The organism is Micrococcus flavus, from assembly GCF_014204815.1.
In the GTDB taxonomy this organism is placed as follows: Bacteria; Actinomycetota; Actinomycetes; order Actinomycetales; family Micrococcaceae; genus Micrococcus; species Micrococcus flavus.
Window position 1 is genome coordinate 2,211,779 of the sequence record NZ_JACHMC010000001.1, and the last position, 15,888, is coordinate 2,227,666.

Here is a 15,888-nt window from a genome sequence, read left to right on the forward strand (position 1 = left end):
GGGGGTCGTGCGGGGCGCGTGACACCCCGGGGTGTCAACGGGAACGGGTCGAGGGCGGGGCCTGGGACCTGCGCCGGGCCGGTCGATACTGTGGCCGGGGGCGCCCCGCCGGGTCCGTGCCCCATCCACACCGCACCGCCGTCGCACGCGAAAGGCCGTCATGCCGCAGGGAATCTTCGTCACCACCACCACGCCGGGCGCGGGCAAGTCGCTCGTCAGCCTCGGCTTGGCCGACTCGCTGTACCGGCGCTCCGGCTCGGTGGGCTACTTCCGCCCCGTGGTGCCCGGCGACGACGTGGAGACGGACCCGATGGTGCTGCTCATGCGCGAGCAGTTCGGGCTCAGCGCCGAGCAGGCGCGCGGCGGCCTCACCGCGGCCCAGGCCCGCTCCCTCATGGCCGAGGGTCGCGGGGACGAGGTGCAGGAACGCTGCGTGGAGGTCTTCGACGCGATGGCGGCGGCCGGCGTCGTGGTGGTGGAGGGCACGGACCTGACCGACGCCGACCCCGCCGCGGACCTCGAGCTCAACGCCCAGCTGGCGCTGAACCTCAGCACCCCCGTGCTGGCCGTGGTCTCCGGGGCCGGCCTGGACCCGCGGCGGGCCGCCGACGCCGTGGACCTCACCCGCCACGCCCTCGACGAGTCCGGCGTGGACCTGCTCGCCGTCCTCGTGAACCGCGCGGACGCGGACCGGGCGGACGAGATCCGCGACGCCATCCGGCCGGGCCGGCACCGCCGCCCGGTCTACGTGCTTCCGGAGCTGCCGGAGCTCGCGCTGCCCTCGGTGGCCGAGGTCGCGGGCGCGCTCGGGCTCGACCAGGTGGCCGGCCGCGAGACCCTCGACCGCGACGTGGCCGAGGTGAAGGTGGTCTCCATGGAGGGCGGCAACTTCCTGGAGATCCTGCGCGAGGGCGCCCTGGTGATCGTGTCCGGCGACCGCTCGGACGCGATCCTCGCCACGGTGGCCTCGTCGCTGACCCCGGACTTCCCCACCCCCTCGGCCATGGTCCTCACCAACGGGATCCTGCCGAACGCCCAGGTGCAGCGCCTCTACCTGGACGCCTCGTTCCCCGTCTTCGTGACGCACGACGACACGTTCAACACGGGGGCGAAGGTGTCCCGGGTCCGCGCCGAGCTCTCGAGCGCCCAGCCGCGCAAGACCGCCGCCGCCCTGGGTGCCTGGCACCAGCGCGTGGACGGGGACGAGCTGCTGGCGCGCATCGACCTGCCGCGCAGCTCCACCGTCACCCCGTTGCGCTTCCTCCACGACCTGATCGAGCGCGCCCGCACGGACCGGAGGACCGTGGTGCTGCCCGAGGGCGAGGACGCCCGCGTGCTGCGGGCCGCCGAGATCCTGCAGCGCCGGGACGTGTGCGACCTCGTGGTGCTCGGCGCCGAGGCCGAGGTGAAGGAGCTGGCCTCGCGCGAGGGCATCGACCTGACCGGCCTGACCCTCGTGGACCCGGCCACCGCACCGGACCGCGACCGCTACGCCGAGGAGTACGCCCGGCTGCGCGCCCACAAGGGCGTGGACGTGGAGCGGGCCCGCGAGGTCATGCTCGAGGGCGCCTACTACGGGACCATGATGGTCCACCTGGGCGACGCCGACGGCATGGTCTCCGGGGCCGCGCACACCACGGCCAACACCATCCGGCCGGCGCTCGAGTTCGTGAAGACCAAGCCGGGCGTCTCGATCGTCTCCTCCGTGTTCTTCATGCTCCTCCCGGACCGGGCGCTGGTCTACGGCGACTGCGCCGTGAACCCGGACCCGGACGCGGAGCAGCTCGCCGACATCGCGGCGGCCTCCGCGGAGACCGCCGCCCAGTTCGGGGTGGACCCGCGCATCGCGATGCTCTCCTACTCCACCGGCGCCTCCGGCTCGGGAGACGCCGTGGACAAGGTCCGCCGCGCCACCGAGCTGGTGAAGGACCGTCATCCGGAGCTGAAGGTGGAGGGTCCGCTGCAGTACGACGCCGCCGTGAACGCCTCCGTGGCCGCCTCGAAGATGCCGGACTCCGAGGTGGCCGGCCAGGCCACGGTGTTCGTGTTCCCGGACCTGAACACGGGCAACAACACGTACAAGGCGGTCCAGCAGTCCTCGGGCGCGGTCGCCGTCGGGCCCGTCCTGCAGGGCCTGAACAAGCCCGTCAACGACCTCTCCCGCGGCACCACGGTGGAGGACATCGTCAACACGGTGGCCATCACCGTCATCCAGGCCCAGGCCTGAGCCGCGTCCGACCCCCTCTCGAAAGGCCCCCCGTGAGCGACTCCCTCGACGCCTCCCCCGTGCCCGCCTCCCCGACGACCACGGCCCTGCCCACCGTGCCCGCCCGCGACCTGGGCCAGGAGACCCTGCTGGTGCTCGTGGTGAACTCCGGCTCCTCCTCCCTGAAGTACCAGGTGCGGGAGATCACCCCGGACGGGGAGGACACCGCCGACCCGGTGGTGACCAAGGGCCTCGTGGAGCGGATCGGGGTGGCCGGCTCGGACGTCCCGGACCACGCCGCGGCGCTCGAGCGGGTGGAGCGGCAGATCGCGGAGGTGGTCGGGGATCGCCGCCTGGCCGCCGCCGGCCACCGCGTGGTGCACGGCGGCGAGCGGTTCCACGCGCCGGCACTGGTGACCAACGAGGTCATCCGCGCGATCGAGCGGCTCGCCCCCCTGGCGCCGTTGCACAACCCCGCCGCGGCCCAGGGCCTGCGCGCGGTGGCCCAGCGCTGGCCTGACCTGCCGCAGGTGGTGGTGTTCGACACCTCGTTCCACCAGACGATGCCGCGTGAGGCCTGGCAGTACGCCCTGCCGGACGAGCTCTACACGGAGCACGGCATCCGCCGGTACGGGTTCCACGGCACCAGCCACGACCTGGTCACCGGCCTCGCCGCGCGCCACCTGGGGATGGATCGCGACGAGTTCGACGGCGTGGTCCTGCACCTGGGCAACGGCGCCTCCGCCACGGCCATCCGGGGCGGGCGGTCCGTGGACACCTCCATGGGCTACACCCCGCTGGCCGGCCTCGTGATGGGGACCCGTTCCGGCGACCTGGACCCCTCCGTGGTGACCCACCTGATCACCGCCCACGGCATGTCCGCCGAGCAGGTGGACACGATGCTGAACAAGGAGTCCGGCCTGCTGGGGCTGTCCGGCCATGCGGACATGCGCGAGGTGCTGGAGGCCGCCGAGGCGGGCCACCGCGCGTCGCGGGACGCACTGAAGGTCGCGTCCTACCGCCTGGCGAAGTACGTCGGCGCGTACCACGTGGCCGTGGGCGGGGCGAAGGCGATCGTGTTCACCGCGGGCATCGGCGAGAACTCCGCACCGTTCCGCGCCCGCGTGCTCGACCGGCTCGAGGCCCTGGGCGTGCGGTACGACCACGCCAGGAACATGGCGCGCGGCGACGACCCGCGGACCATCTCCACGGACGACTCCGCGATCCCCGTGCTCGTGGTCCCCACGGACGAGGAGATGGCGATCGCCCACCTCACCCACACCGTGGTGGAGCGCGAGGCGGCCTGGCCGCTGGAGGGCTGAGGCCGGTCCTCAGCGCCGCGGCGACATTCCAGCGGTTCCGCTCCGCTGGAATGTCGCCCGGGCGCTGGGGTGTGCGAGGCGGGGCAGAAGGGCCGGGACCCGCCCGGCTCAGACGTGCTCGCCGTCGCCCTCCACCCGGATGTCCAGCTCGTTGCCGGGGATCGAGGCGAGCAGGCGGCGCGTGTACGGGTGGCGCGGGTTCGTGAAGATCTCCTCCGAGCTCGCGGCCTCCACCACCTCGCCGTCCTTCATGACGCACACGTAGTCCGAGATCAGGCGCACGACGGCGAGATCGTGCGAGATGAACAGGTAGCTCAGGCCCATGCGGTCCTGCAGGTCCTTGAGCAGGTCGAGGATCTGGGCCTGGACGAGCACGTCGAGGGCGGAGACCGGCTCGTCGCACACGATCAGGTCCGGCTCGAGGGCGAGCGCGCGGGCGATCGCCACGCGCTGACGCTGGCCGCCCGAGAGCTCGGACGGGTACCGCCGGTGGAAGTGCGCGGGCAGGGCCACCTGCTCCATGAGCTCGAGGGCCCGATGCCGTCGCTCCTTGGCGTTCCCGCGCCGGTAGGCGTGCAAGGGCTCCTCGATGATCCGCCCCACCGTGAAGGAGGGGTTGAGCGAGGAGAACGGGTCCTGGAACACCGCCTGCACCCGCTGGCGGAAGTCCTTCAGGTCCGCGCCCCTCATGCCCAGGACGTCCTTGCCGTCGAAGGTGATCTCGCCCGACGTGGGCTCGATGAGCTTCAGCAGCATGCGGGCCGTGGTCGTCTTCCCGGACCCGGACTCGCCCACCACGGACACCGTGGCCCCGCGCGGGATCTTGAGGGAGACGTCCTTGGCGGCCGTGAAGTCCTCGCGTCCGCGGACGGGGTAGACCTTGGTCAGGTCCCGGATCTCCACGAGCGGGGTGAGGTCCTTCTTCCGCAGGGCCGCGGTGCTCAGGGACGCCGTGTCATCGTCGGCGAGCGCGGCCGGCGCCGGGTCGAACGCCTCCGGCAGCAGACGGGCCGCCGCCACGGACGGCGCCGCCGCCACGAGGGAGCGGGTGTAGGAGTGCTGCGGGTCCTCCAGGATGGCCCGCGCGTCGCCGGCCTCCACCACGCGGCCGCGGTGCATCACCACCAGCTGCTGCGCGCGCTCGGCCGCGAGGCCGAGGTCGTGGGTGATCAGCAGGACGGACGAGCCGAGCTCGCGGGTCATCTCGTCGATCTGGTCCAGGATCACCTGCTGCACGGTCACGTCCAGCGCGGAGGTGGGCTCGTCCGCGATCAGCAGCTGCGGGCGGCAGGCCAGGCCGATCGCGATCAGCACGCGCTGGCGCAGGCCGCCGGAGAGCTCGTGCGGGTACTGCCCGGCCCGCCGCTCGGGCTCGGGGATGCCCGCGCGCTCCATCACCTCCACCACCTGCTGCTTCACGGTGGCCTTCGTGGCCAGGCCGTGGGTCAGGAGGGTCTCCCCGATCTGCTGGCCCACCCGGGTGACGGGGTTGAGGTTGGACATGGGGTCCTGCGGCACGAGGCCGATCCGCCGGCCGCGGATGTGGCGCATCTTCGCGTCCGGCAGGCCCACGAGCTCCTGGCCGTCGAACCGGATGGAGCCGCCGGTCACCCGGCCGTTGCCGGGCAGCAGGCCGATCGCGGCCATCGCGGTGGTGGACTTGCCCGAGCCGGACTCGCCCACGATCGCCAGGGTCCCCCCGGCCGGCAGGCTCAGGGACGCCCCCTCGACGGCCTTCACGGTGCCCTGCTGCGTGGCGAACTCCACGTCCAGGTCGCGGATCTCCAGGAGGGCGGCACCGGGGGCCGGGGCCTCGGCCGGAGCGCCGGCGGCCGGGGCCGCGCCCTCCGGTGCGGCGGCGGAGGCGGCGTGGGAGCCGGAGCGGCGTGCGACGTCGTCGTTCATGGGGTCCTCTCAGCGCTTCCGGGACGTGGGGTCGAGGGCCTCGCGCAGGGACTCGCCCAGCAGCGTGAAGCCCAGGGCGGTGATCGCGATGCACAGGCCCGGCAGGAACGCGAGCCACGGGTTGATGCCGAGCTCCGCCTGCGCGTAGGTCAGCATGCGGCCCCACTCGGCGGTCTCGGGGCGGCCGCCGCCCAGGCCCAGGAAGGACAGGGCGGCGGCGTCGATCACGGCGGTGGCCAGCGTCAGGGTGGCCTGCACGATCACGGGGCCCATGGAGTTGGGCAGCACGTGGGACATGGTGATGGTCCGCCGGGACAGGCCCAGGGTCTGCGCCGCGAGCACGTAGTCCGAGCCGCGCTGGCTCAGCATCGACGAGCGCAGCAGGCGCGCGAAGATCGGGATCTGCGCCACGCCGATCGCGATCATCACCGCGAACGGGGTCTGCCCCAGGATCGCGGCGATGGATACGGCCAGCAGCAGGTGCGGCACGGACAGCAGGATGTCCACCACGCGCATGACGACGGCGTCCACCCACCCCCCGAACATGCCCGCCAGCAGGCCCAGGATCATGCCGCCGGCCAGGCCGAAGGCCGTGGAGACCACGCCGATCAGCAGGGACGCCTGCGCGCCCCAGATCAGCTTGGACAGCACGTCGCCGCCGAAGCGGTCCAGGCCGAGGGGGAACCCGGCCAGCTCGCCGGGACCCGGGACGTCCGTGGGGCGGATCTCGCGCATGCCCGGCGTCGCGGTGCCCTCGTAGGGGGCCAGCACCGGGGCCAGGACGGCCACCAGGAGGAACAGGGCCACGATCACCGCGCCGGCGATGGCCGCGGGGTTGCGGCGCAGGCGCTGGAACGCCGCGCCCCACACGGAGGTGCCGCGCGAATCCGCGCCGGGCTCCGTGGTGGTCTGGGTGCCGCCCGGGGCGACCGCCTCGTCCACGGTCTCCTCGGCGGGACCGCCGCCCGGGGAGGGGGGAATGACCATGCTCATGAGACACGCACCCTGGGGTCGATGAGGCCGTAGGAGATGTCCACGACCAGGTTGATCAGCGAGTAGAGGAGGGCGATGAAGATGATGAAGCCCTGCAGCACCGGGAAGTCCAGCTGGAAGATCGCCTGGCTCAGGAACCGGCCGATCCCGTTGAACGCGAACACGGTCTCGGTGAGCACCGCACCCGAGATCAGCAGGCCCAGCTGCAGGCCCAGCGTGGTGGTCACCGGCAGCATCGCGTTGCGCAGGATGAACCGGTTGCGGATCAGGCCCGGGGCCAGGCCCTTGGCGCGCGCGGTGCGCACGAAGTCCGCGTTCTGCACGTCCAGCACGGAGGCGCGGGTGATGCGCGCGATGATCGCCAGCGGGATGGTGCCCAGCGCGATGCCCGGCAGCACCAGGTGCAGGATCGCGTCCCACGCGGCGTCGTACTCGCCCGTGATCAGTCCGTCCCACACGTAGAAGTCGGTGTAGTGGGTGGCGTCGATGCGCGGATCCTGGCGGCCGTCCGTGGGCAGCCAGCCCAGCTTCACGGCGAACAACCACTTGAGCAGGAACGCCAGGAAGAACACCGGCACCACCACGCCCAGCAGGGACAGCACGACGGCGACGTCGTCCTGCCAGCGGCCCACGTGGCGCGCCGCCCAGTAGCCCAGCGGGATGCCGATGGCCACCGCGAACACGATCGCGAACACGGACAGCTCCACGGTGGCCGGGAACCGCTGGGCGAACTCCTCCACCACGGGGCGGTTGGTCACGATCGAGGTGCCGAAGTCGCCCTGCAGCAGCTTGCCCATGTAGGTGAAGTACTGCTCCACGAGCGGCTTGTCGAAGCCGTAGGCCGCGTTCACGCGGGCGACCGCCTCGGGCGTGGCGCGGTCGCCCAGGAGCGCGGTCGCGGGTCCGCCGGGCAGGCTGCGCACCCACACGAACAGCAGGATGGACAGGCCGAACAGCGTCGGGATCAGCAGCAGCAGGCGCCGGCCGATGAGTCTGAGCACAGGGGTCTCCTCCGGGCCGGGGCGCATGCCCGGCCGCTCGGTGGGGGGGCGGTCACGGCGACGACGACGCCGGGGCTCCGGCGTCGTCGTCGCGCGGGGAGGTCAGGGCCGCGGCGGGGGACGACGCCCCCGCCGCGGGCGGCTCACTCCGTGAGGTCGATCTCCGTGAAGACCTCGTCGTTGACCGGGCTGGCCGGATAGGAGGCCACACGCTTGTCGAACGCCAGCGACGGCGCCGGGTGGGCGAGCGGGATGGCCGGCACGAAGTCGGAGATCTCCTTGTTGATCTCCTGGTACTTCGGCGTCTGCTCCTCCAGGGTCGGGATGCCGCGGGCCTCCTCCAGCGCGGAGAACAGCTCCGGGTTGTCGAAGCCGAACTCCGGCTTCTCCTGGCCGAAGAACACGCCCACGAAGTTGTCCGTGTCGTTGTAGTCGCCGGTCCAGCCGAGCAGGTGGAGGCCGTGGTCCGCGGTGCCCTGGATCTGGTTCAGGTAGTCCGGGCTCCACTTGGCGGGCTTCGCGTTGACCTTGATGCCCACCTGGGCCAGCTGGTTGGAGAGGTTGGAGAACGCCTGCTCCGGGGTCGGCATGTACGGCCGGGAGACGCCCGTGGGGTAGTTGAAGTCGATCGTGAAGCCGTCCGGGTAGCCCGCCTCCGCGAGCAGCTGCTTGGCCTTCTCCGGGTCGTACTCGTAGGTGGTGACGTCCTCGGCGTAGCCGTTGACGGAGTCCGGGATGAACTGCGTGGCGGCCTTCGTGCCCTCCGGCAGCGTCTGGCTGATCAGGGCCTCCTTGTCGATCGCGTGGGCGATCGCCTGGCGGACCTTCACGTCCTTGAGCTCCTCCTGCTCCTGGTTCATGCCCAGGTAGAGGATGGTGAACGGGTCGCGCTGGACGACGTTGAAGCCGGCGTCGGCCAGGGCCTTGGTGTCGGCGGGGGCCACGAGGTCGTAGCCGTCCACGTCGCCGGCCTCGAGGGCCTGGCGGCGGGCCACCGGGTCGTCGATGACGCGGAAGGTGATGTCCGTGACCTCGCCGCCCTCGCCCCAGTAGTCCTCGTTGGCGGTGAGCTTGATGTCCTCGCCCACGTTCCAGGAGGAGAACGTGTAGGGGCCGGTGCCGGTCGGATGGGCACGGGCGTACTCGGACATCTCGGGGGACTCGGCGGTGCCGCCGATCTCGTCGGCCTTGTACTTCTCGAGCGCCTCGGGGGACTGCATCGCGAAGGCGGGCAGGGACAGGGAGGAGATGAACCCGGCGAACGGCTCGGCGAGGGTGACCTTCGCCTCGTGCTCCCCGGTGGCCTCGCAGGACTCGTAGACGGCGTCCTCCGGCGTGTCCGCGAAGCCGCGGAAGAGCTTGCCGTAGTAGTAGGAGACGGTCTCGGCCTGCTGGATGCCCTCGAAGTTGTACCAGCGGTCGAAGTTCGCGCACACGGCCTCGCCGTTGAACGGTGTGCCGTCGTGGAACGTCACGTCCTTCTTCAGCTGGAAGGTGTGCTCCAGGCCGTCCTCGGAGGACTCCCAGGACTCGGCGAGCAGCGGCGCCGGGTCGGCCGTGCCGGGCTTCGTGCCCACCAGGCCTTCGAAGATCTGGCGGGAGACGCGGAAGGACTCGCCGTCCGAGGCGAAGGCGGGGTCCAGGGTCTTGGGGTCCGAGGACGCAGCGAAGATGAAGTTGCCGTCCACGGACCCGGCCTGGGCGCCGGATCCGGAGGCGGAGCCCCCGGCGTCGTCGCGCTGGCTCTCGGCGCAGCCGGTGATGAGCAGGGCGCCTGCGGCGGTGAGGGCGGCCGCGGACAGGACGCGGCGGCGGAACGGGGTGGCCATGACGGTCCTCCGGTCTCGAGGTGCGGGCGGGCCCGGCCGGTGTGACACGGACCACGCGAAGTGATGCGTGTGACTATAGCCACACCGGTACGCCCCCCGGGAGATCCCCATGTCACACCCGTGTCACCTCCGGGCGGCCGAGGGTGCGGACGCGGACGACGACGTCGCGGCCTCCGTCACCCAGCGCGCCACGTCCGCCGGCCGGTCCGTGGTGAGCTCCTGGACGCCCTGGGCGAGCAGGAACTCCACGTCCTCGCGCTCGTTGACGGTCCACACCCGCAGTCGGCGGCCGGCCGCGAGCCAGGCCTTCACGTCCGCGAGGTGCCGGCGCACGTACGCCACGGACGGACCGGCCAGCCCCGCCCGGCCCTGCCACACCAGGGCCTCGGCGTCGGCGAGGGACCGCCCCACGGCCGCCCGCACGGCGGCGCGGGACACCGGCCCGCGGACCAGCCGGGAGGGCACCCGTTCCGGGAGGAGGTCGATCAGCGGGCACAGCGCGTCGGGCCCGGTCAGGGGGGCCACGTAGGCCAGGGCGCCGGGGTCGAAGCTCATGAGCGAGACGGTCACCTGCCCCATGTGACCGGTCCCGGGCCCCAGCCGGCCGCCACGAGCTCCCGCAGCACCTTCTCCTCGAGCTCCCGCCCGAACGGGGAGGGGTGCTTGAGCTCCACCGCCAGGCGCAGCGGCCGGTCCGCGAGCGCGCCCCGACCGTCCGAGGTGCGTTCCAGGGTGGCGTCGTGCCACAGGACCACCTCACGGTCGCGGGTCAGCTGGACGTCGCACTCGAGGCCGTCCGCGCCGACGGCGATCGCGTGGCGCAGAGCGGCGCGGGTGTGTTCCGGGAAGGCGGCGGACGCACCGCGGTGGGCGATCACGAGGGGCAGCACGCCGCCCACGGTAGGGAGCCCGCCTGACCCGCCCCCCCCCACCTCCGCACCACGGGCGGGTGAACCGCGGGCGACGACTACGCTCGTCCCATGGCATCGACCCCCGTCACCGGCGTGGACGCGTCCTTCCCGCTGAGCGCGTCCTCGATCGAGCGCGCGGCGGCGCTGCGGCGCATGAAGACGGTGGCCACCGGGCTACTGGTGGTGCTGGCGGTGGTGTTCGCCGTCGCCTTCCCGCTGCAGGACGTGCACCCGTTCTGGGGCTACGTGCGGGCGGCCGCGGAGGGCGGCATGGTGGGCGCGCTGGCGGACTGGTTCGCGGTCACGGCGCTGTTCCGCCATCCCGCGGGCGTGCCCGTGCCCCACACCGCGCTGATCCCCAAGAAGAAGGATCAGCTGGGGTCGGCGCTGACGGAGTTCGTGCAGGAGAACTTCCTGGACTCGGACGTGGCGCGGGAGAAGGTCGAGGGCCTCGAGGTGGCGCACGCCGCCGGCGGCTGGCTGCGGCAGCGCCCGCACGCGGCCCGCGCGGCGGGGGAGATCGCGACGGCGGCCCGGGCGGCCGTCTCCGCGGCGGACGAGGCGGCCGTGCAGGACCTGCTCCAGCAGCTGATGCAGACCCACATGGTGGAGCCGGACTGGGCCCCCACGCTCGCGGGCGTGCTGGACAGCGTGCTGGAGGGCCGCCACCACGAGAAGGTGGTGGACCTGGTGGTCAACCACACCGGGGACTGGGTGGCCTCCCACCCGGAGATGTTCGTGGAGACGGTCCGCCGCCGCTCCCCCGAGTGGAGCCCGGACCTCGTGGACCGCCTGCTGGCCGAGCGCCTGCACGCCGAGACCCTCAAGTACCTCGCGGGCATCCGCCGCGACCCGGACCACGAGGCCCGCCGCTCGGTCGACGACTGGCTCGCCCGCCTCTCGGCGAACATGCGCCAGGACCCGGAGACCCGCGCCTCGGTGGAGCGGTTCAAGGCCAGCCTCTTCGCGGACGAGAACCTCCGCGCGTGGGCCGGGCGCGCGTGGGCGGCGCTGCGCGACTCGCTGCTGGACGCCCTCGAGGACCCCGCCTCGGACCTGCACCGCGCCCTCGTGGACGCGCTCGTGGACTTCGGCGTCCGCCTGCAGGAGGACCCCGCGCTGCGCACCACCGTGGACGCCCGCGCCCGCCGCGTGGCCGCCTACGCGCTGAGCTCGTACGGCCCGGCGCTCACCGGCGTGATCGAGGAGACCGTGGCCCGCTGGGACGGCGAGCAGACCGCCCGGACCCTCGAGCTGCTCGTGGGCCGGGACCTGCAGTTCATCCGGATCAACGGCTCGGTGGTGGGCGCGCTGGCCGGCCTGGCCATCCACGCGCTCGCCACCCTGGTCTTCTGAGGGGACCTCCGCCGGCACGACGACGGCGACGCACCCTGCGGAGGGAGCGTCGCCGTCGTCGTGGCGGGGCCCTGCGGGCCCGGGCCGGGTCAGGCCCGCGTGTCCTTCCTGCCGATCGGCAGCGCCTTGAGGAGGCCGGAGACGACGCCGCCCTCGTCCTCGTCGGCCTTCTGGGCGACGTCCTCGCCCTGGGCGGCGGCCCGGACGATCTCCCCCGGGATGACGGCCGGCAGCGGGCCGAAGAAGCTGTGGGCGTTCTTCACGACGTTCCGGGCCATGGCCCGGTTGCCGACGCCGCCGATCACGGCGCCGATGCCGAACGGCACGGCGCGGCCGAAGAAGCCGGCGCCCTGGCGGAACAGGACCCGCTTCAGGAACCGCCGCTTGAGCTGGTCCGCCATCATGGCGCCCATCCCCGCCCCCGTGGGCGCGCCCATCATGGCGGTCAGACCGGAGGTCGCCCCCGCGGGGCCGCCGGACTTCTGGGAGAACTCCTTGAGGAGCTCCTTCGCGTCGTCGCCCAGCATGATGGCCATGACGAGGGCCTTGGCGCGCTCCGGATCAGGGGTGGTGATGCCGTGCAGCTCCGCGAGGGACTGGGCGTAGAGGGCGGTCGCCTCCAGGAACGCGACGGTCGCGGCGCCGGACAGGCCCAGGGCGGCCACCGTGCCGATGCCCGGGACGATCGCCGTGCCGCCGACCGCGGCACCCGCCCCGGTCATGGTCTTCACGTACTGGTCCTCGAGCCGCTCGGCCAGCTGCTCCGGGGTGTCCTCCGGGAACTTCTCGTGGAGCCGCTGGATGTTCTTCAGCACCAGGGGGCGCTGGATGTCCAGCGTCTTGAGGACGACCTTCTCGAAGGTCTCATTGGGGTTGCCGTCCTCGTCGAACGCGGACTTCATGGCCAGGTCCTTCGCCTTGGTGGAGGCGTACCGGCCGATCACGGTGTTCTTTGCCATGCGGGACACCGTAGCGGTGCCAGGACCGTGCGGTCAGCGTCCCGGCGCCGCTGCGAGCGTGTGGTCCAGGAAGATCCGCACGTCCCGGGCCTCCTCGGGGCTCGTGCCGTGCCGCATCCCGGGGTAGGTGCGCGCCGTCAGGAGGGTGTGCTCGGCGGCCCACGCCTGCGTGTGGGCCACGGCGTCCGCGTGGATCACCACGTCCTCGACGTCCCGGCCCCAGAAGAACGGGCGCGGCCCGGGGCCCTCCGCCGGGGAGTCCAGCACGGCGAGCAGCTCGTTCTGCACCGCGAACCCGCTGAGCCCCACCCCGCAGGTGAAGGCCTCCGGCCGCAGCCGGATCACGGTGGTCGCCATGGCCATGCCCTGGGAGAAGCCGAGCACGGACACGGAGCGGAACCCGGCCCGCTCCACCTCCTCGGAGGAGAGCGCGTCGTACACGCGATGGGCGGCGGCGAGCACCTGCGCGAAGTCCGACTGCAGCAGCAGGTCCAGCAGGAACCAGCCGTGGGCGCCCGGGTCGCCGGGGCCCTCGGCGGCGTCGGCGTCGATCTCGAACCCGCCCCGCAGCGCCAGGCCGGTGCAGCGCTCCGGCAGCATGGGGAAGAAGGTGCGGGCGGCGCGGACCTCGTTGGAGCCGTAGCCGTGGAGGACCAGGACGAGGTCCGTCCCGGCGCGCTCGGAGGCGGGACGCGACCACACGGCGTGGCCGCCCGAGCTGAGCACGGCGAGCTCTGGCGCGGATCCGGTGGGCATGCTTCCATCCTAGGTGTGAAGACCGCCCCGTCCCGGTGGCGCCCCCGTACGCCCGCCCTGCGCCGGCTCCCCCCTGCAGACCGCTCCGCGCCCCTCGGCCTGCTGGACCTGGACGCGTTCCGGGCCAACGCCGCCGACCTCCACGCCCGCTCCGGCGGCCTGCCGGTGCGCGTGGCCTCCAAGTCCCTGCGCGTGCGCCGCGCGGTGGAGGAGGCCCTGACCCTGCCCGGGTACCGGGGCGTGCTGGCGTACGCCCTGCCCGAGGCCCTGTGGTGGGCGGAGCTGGGCCAGGACGACGTGCTCGTGGCCTACCCGAGCGTGGACGAGGACGCCCTGGCCCGCTGGGTCCTGGATCCCGCCGCGCGCGCGGCGGTGACGGTCGTGGTGGACTCCCCCGACCACCTCGCGCTGATCGCGGCCGTGGCCCGCCGCGCCGGCGTCCCCCGGGACGACGACGCCGGCCGCCCCCCGCTGCGGGTGTACCTGGACGTGGACGCGGCGTGGGAGCCGCACCGGCTGCTGCGCGTGGGCGCGCTGCGCTCGCCCGTGCGCACCCCCGAGCAGGCGGCCGCGATGGCCCGCCGCATCACCGGGACGCCGGGCCTGCGCCTGGCGGGCGTGCTGGCCTACGAGGGTCAGGTGGCCGGCGTGCCCGAGGGCGCCGGGCCGCGCTCGGCCGTGGGGCGGGGCGTCAAGCGCGCGTCGATGCGGGAGCTGGCCGCCCGGCGCCCGGCGATCGTGGCCGCCGTCCGCACCGTGGTCCGCGAGGCCGGCGCGGACCTGGAGTTCGTCAACGGCGGCGGCACGGGCTCCGCGGACCTCACCGCGCAGGACCCGTCCGTGACGGAGATCGGGGCGGGTTCGGGGCTGATGGGCCCGGCCAGCTTCGACGGCTTCCGGGACCTGGAGCTGCGCCCGGCCTCCTTCTTCACCCGTCCCGTGGTGCGCCGCCCCCGCCCCGGCGTGGTGACGGTGGCCGGTGGTGGCTGGGTGGCCTCGGGCACTCCCGCGGCGGACCGCCTGCCCGTGGTGGCCTGGCCCGAGGGGCTGCGCTACTCCGGGCAGGAGGCGGCGGGCGAGGTCCAGACGCCGCTGCGCGGGGACGCGGCCGACCGGCTGTCCCTGGGCGACCCGGTGTTCTTCCGCCACGCCAAGGCCGGCGAGCCGGCCGAGCACCTGGCGGCCGCGGCGGTGTACTCCGCCGAGCAGGACGCGATCGTGGACCTGTGGCCCACGTACCGCGGCGAGGGGAAGGTGTTCGGATGAGCCCGACGACGACCGGCGGCCCCGCCCGCACCGTCGGCCCGACGCACCGGACGTGGTCCGGGGCCCACCGGTGGACCCCGGCCCGGGAGGTCCGGCCCGCCTCGGCGGACGAGGTGGCCGCCGCCGTGGCCGCCGCGGCCGGCGAGGGGCTGCGCGTCCGGGCGATCGGCGCCGGCCACTCCTTCTCCCCCGTGGCCGTCACGGACGGCGTCCAGCTGGACCTCGAGCGGATGTCCGGCCTGACGCACGTGGACCACGCCACGGGCCGGGTGCGGGTGCTCGCCGGGACGCCGCTGCACCAGCTGGGCCCGCTGCTGGGCGCCCACGGGCTGGCCCTGGCCAACATGGGGGACATCGACCGGCAGTCCGTGGGCGGGGCGCTGGCCACCTCCACGCACGGCACGGGCCTGGGCTTCACGGGGTACGCGGGGATGGTCACGGGCCTGCGCCTGGCGACAGCGGACGGCGCCCTGCGCTGGGTGGACACGGAGCACGAGCCCGAGCTGTTCGAGGCCGCGCGCGTCAGCCTGGGCGCGCTCGGGGTGATCGTGGAGGCGGAGCTGCGGTGCGTGCCCGCCTTCCTCCTCGAGGCGCGCGAGCAGGCGGAGCCGCTGGCCGACGTCGTGCCGCCTTCGTGGAGCGCTGCCGCACCGCGGACCACCTCGAGTTCTCCTGGTTCCCCGGCACGGACCAAGCAGAACACCCGGCTGCCGCTGGGCGCCGGGGTGGACCCCGTGGGGGCCTTCCGCAGCACCGTGATGGACGGGATCCTGGCGAACGGCGTCTACGCCCTGATGTGCCGGGCCGGCGGGCAGGCGCCGCGGATCGTGCCGGCGCTGAACCGCGTGTCCGCGTGGGGCGTAGACCAGCGCCGCTACCGGGACGTGTCCCACCGCGTGTTCGTGGCGGACCGCTCCGTGCGGTTCCGCGAGATGGAGTACGCGCTCCCCCTGGAGTCGTTCGAGGAGGCCTTCGCCGGCCTGCAGGCCGTGACCCGGGACCTGGCGCGGCGCGGGGTCCTGCCCTCGTTCCCCGTGGAGGTGCGCGCCGCCGCCGCGGACGACGTCTGGCTCTCCACCGCGCACGGCCGCGACTCGGTGTACATCGCGGTGCACCGCTGGCACCGCGAGGACCCCACCGCCTACTTCCGGGCGTGCGAGGAGGTCTTCGCGGGCCTCGGCGGGCGCCCCCACTGGGGCAAGGAGCACACACGCGACGCCGCCTGGGCGGCCGGCGCCTACCCGCGGTTCGCGGACTTCCAGGCGGTGCGCGACGCCGTCGACCCCGGCCGCGTGTTCACCAACGACCACCTGGACCGGGTGTTCGGGGCCTGACCTAGGCTGGACGCCCCGTCCTCGGACCACGACACCCCGACCCCAGGAGG

The 15,888-nt window shown here is 73.6% G+C and carries 13 protein-coding genes; 5 read left to right on the forward strand and 8 right to left on the reverse strand.

Annotated elements, in window-relative coordinates; translation table 11 throughout:
• The first annotated feature begins 160 nt into the window (after positions 1–160).
• Positions 161–2,227 carry a phosphate acetyltransferase gene (pta, locus tag BJ976_RS10250; RefSeq protein WP_135030157.1) on the forward strand — a complete coding sequence of 689 codons (2,067 nt, stop codon included), beginning with the start codon at positions 161–163 and terminating at the stop codon, positions 2,225–2,227.
• A 125-nt stretch (positions 2,228–2,352) separates the two neighbouring features.
• Positions 2,353–3,528, forward strand: a complete 1,176-nt coding sequence (locus tag BJ976_RS10255) for an acetate/propionate family kinase (protein ID WP_135030220.1) — start codon at positions 2,353–2,355, stop codon at positions 3,526–3,528.
• A gap of 108 nt (positions 3,529–3,636) precedes the next feature.
• Here BJ976_RS10255 and BJ976_RS10260 read toward each other — a convergent pair whose 3' ends face one another.
• The 6 genes from BJ976_RS10260 to BJ976_RS12100 form a co-directional block, all read right to left on the reverse strand.
• Entirely contained in the window at positions 3,637–5,433 is a 1,797-nt protein-coding gene (locus tag BJ976_RS10260) for an ABC transporter ATP-binding protein (protein WP_135030156.1), read from the reverse strand.
• A gap of 9 nt (positions 5,434–5,442) precedes the next feature.
• On the reverse strand, positions 5,443–6,426 hold the full coding sequence (locus tag BJ976_RS10265; RefSeq protein ID WP_135030155.1) for an ABC transporter permease: 984 nt from the start codon (positions 6,424–6,426) through the stop codon (positions 5,443–5,445).
• Positions 6,423–7,427 (reverse strand): ABC transporter permease, encoded by a 1,005-nt coding sequence (locus BJ976_RS10270; protein ID WP_135030154.1) that lies wholly within the window; start codon positions 7,425–7,427, stop codon positions 6,423–6,425. Before BJ976_RS10270 ends, BJ976_RS10265 begins: the two co-directional genes overlap by 4 nt.
• A gap of 143 nt (positions 7,428–7,570) precedes the next feature.
• A complete protein-coding gene (locus BJ976_RS10275; RefSeq protein WP_135030153.1) occupies positions 7,571–9,256 on the reverse strand; it encodes an ABC transporter substrate-binding protein in 1,686 nt (561 codons plus the stop codon).
• A gap of 123 nt (positions 9,257–9,379) precedes the next feature.
• On the reverse strand, positions 9,380–9,811 hold the full coding sequence (locus BJ976_RS12095) for a glycerophosphodiester phosphodiesterase family protein (protein WP_229667350.1): 432 nt from the start codon (positions 9,809–9,811) through the stop codon (positions 9,380–9,382).
• Positions 9,812–9,822: 11 nt separating this feature from the next.
• Complete coding sequence (locus tag BJ976_RS12100; RefSeq protein ID WP_229667348.1) at positions 9,823–10,146, reverse strand: glycerophosphodiester phosphodiesterase; 324 nt, start codon at positions 10,144–10,146, stop codon at positions 9,823–9,825.
• Positions 10,147–10,236: 90 nt separating this feature from the next.
• On the opposite strand from BJ976_RS12100, the gene BJ976_RS10285 reads away from it, so the two are divergent.
• Positions 10,237–11,523, forward strand: a complete 1,287-nt coding sequence (locus BJ976_RS10285) for a DUF445 domain-containing protein (protein WP_135030150.1) — start codon at positions 10,237–10,239, stop codon at positions 11,521–11,523.
• A gap of 89 nt (positions 11,524–11,612) precedes the next feature.
• Here the strand turns inward: BJ976_RS10285 and BJ976_RS10290 are convergent, their stop codons facing one another.
• Positions 11,613–12,482, reverse strand: a complete 870-nt coding sequence (locus BJ976_RS10290; protein WP_135030148.1) for a hypothetical protein — start codon at positions 12,480–12,482, stop codon at positions 11,613–11,615.
• Between the two features lie 33 nt (positions 12,483–12,515).
• Positions 12,516–13,238 (reverse strand): alpha/beta hydrolase, encoded by a 723-nt coding sequence (locus BJ976_RS10295; protein ID WP_135030146.1) that lies wholly within the window; start codon positions 13,236–13,238, stop codon positions 12,516–12,518.
• A 15-nt stretch (positions 13,239–13,253) separates the two neighbouring features.
• On the opposite strand from BJ976_RS10295, the gene BJ976_RS10300 reads away from it, so the two are divergent.
• Positions 13,254–14,504 carry an alanine racemase gene (locus BJ976_RS10300; protein ID WP_229667346.1) on the forward strand — a complete coding sequence of 417 codons (1,251 nt, stop codon included), beginning with the start codon at positions 13,254–13,256 and terminating at the stop codon, positions 14,502–14,504.
• On the forward strand, positions 14,501–15,838 hold the full coding sequence (locus tag BJ976_RS10305) for a D-arabinono-1,4-lactone oxidase (protein WP_229667343.1): 1,338 nt from the start codon (positions 14,501–14,503) through the stop codon (positions 15,836–15,838). The genes BJ976_RS10300 and BJ976_RS10305 overlap by 4 nt, the downstream gene beginning before the upstream one ends.
• Positions 15,839–15,888: the final 50 nt, after the last annotated feature.

Excerpts from the sequence above, each read along its gene's own strand:
- BJ976_RS10285 (WP_135030150.1), top strand. The coding sequence starts at position 10,237 with ATGGCATCGACCCCCGTCACCGGCGTGGACGCGTCCTTCCCGCTGAGC.
- BJ976_RS12095 (WP_229667350.1), bottom strand. The coding sequence starts at position 9,811 with ATGAGCTTCGACCCCGGCGCCCTGGCCTACGTGGCCCCCCTGACCGGG.
- BJ976_RS10305 (WP_229667343.1), top strand. The coding sequence starts at position 14,501 with ATGAGCCCGACGACGACCGGCGGCCCCGCCCGCACCGTCGGCCCGACG.
- BJ976_RS10260 (WP_135030156.1), bottom strand. The coding sequence starts at position 5,433 with ATGAACGACGACGTCGCACGCCGCTCCGGCTCCCACGCCGCCTCCGCC.
- BJ976_RS10265 (WP_135030155.1), bottom strand. The coding sequence starts at position 6,426 with ATGAGCATGGTCATTCCCCCCTCCCCGGGCGGCGGTCCCGCCGAGGAG.
- pta (WP_135030157.1), top strand. The coding sequence starts at position 161 with ATGCCGCAGGGAATCTTCGTCACCACCACCACGCCGGGCGCGGGCAAG.
- BJ976_RS10275 (WP_135030153.1), bottom strand. The coding sequence starts at position 9,256 with ATGGCCACCCCGTTCCGCCGCCGCGTCCTGTCCGCGGCCGCCCTCACC.
- BJ976_RS10290 (WP_135030148.1), bottom strand. The coding sequence starts at position 12,482 with ATGGCAAAGAACACCGTGATCGGCCGGTACGCCTCCACCAAGGCGAAG.
- BJ976_RS10295 (WP_135030146.1), bottom strand. The coding sequence starts at position 13,238 with ATGCCCACCGGATCCGCGCCAGAGCTCGCCGTGCTCAGCTCGGGCGGC.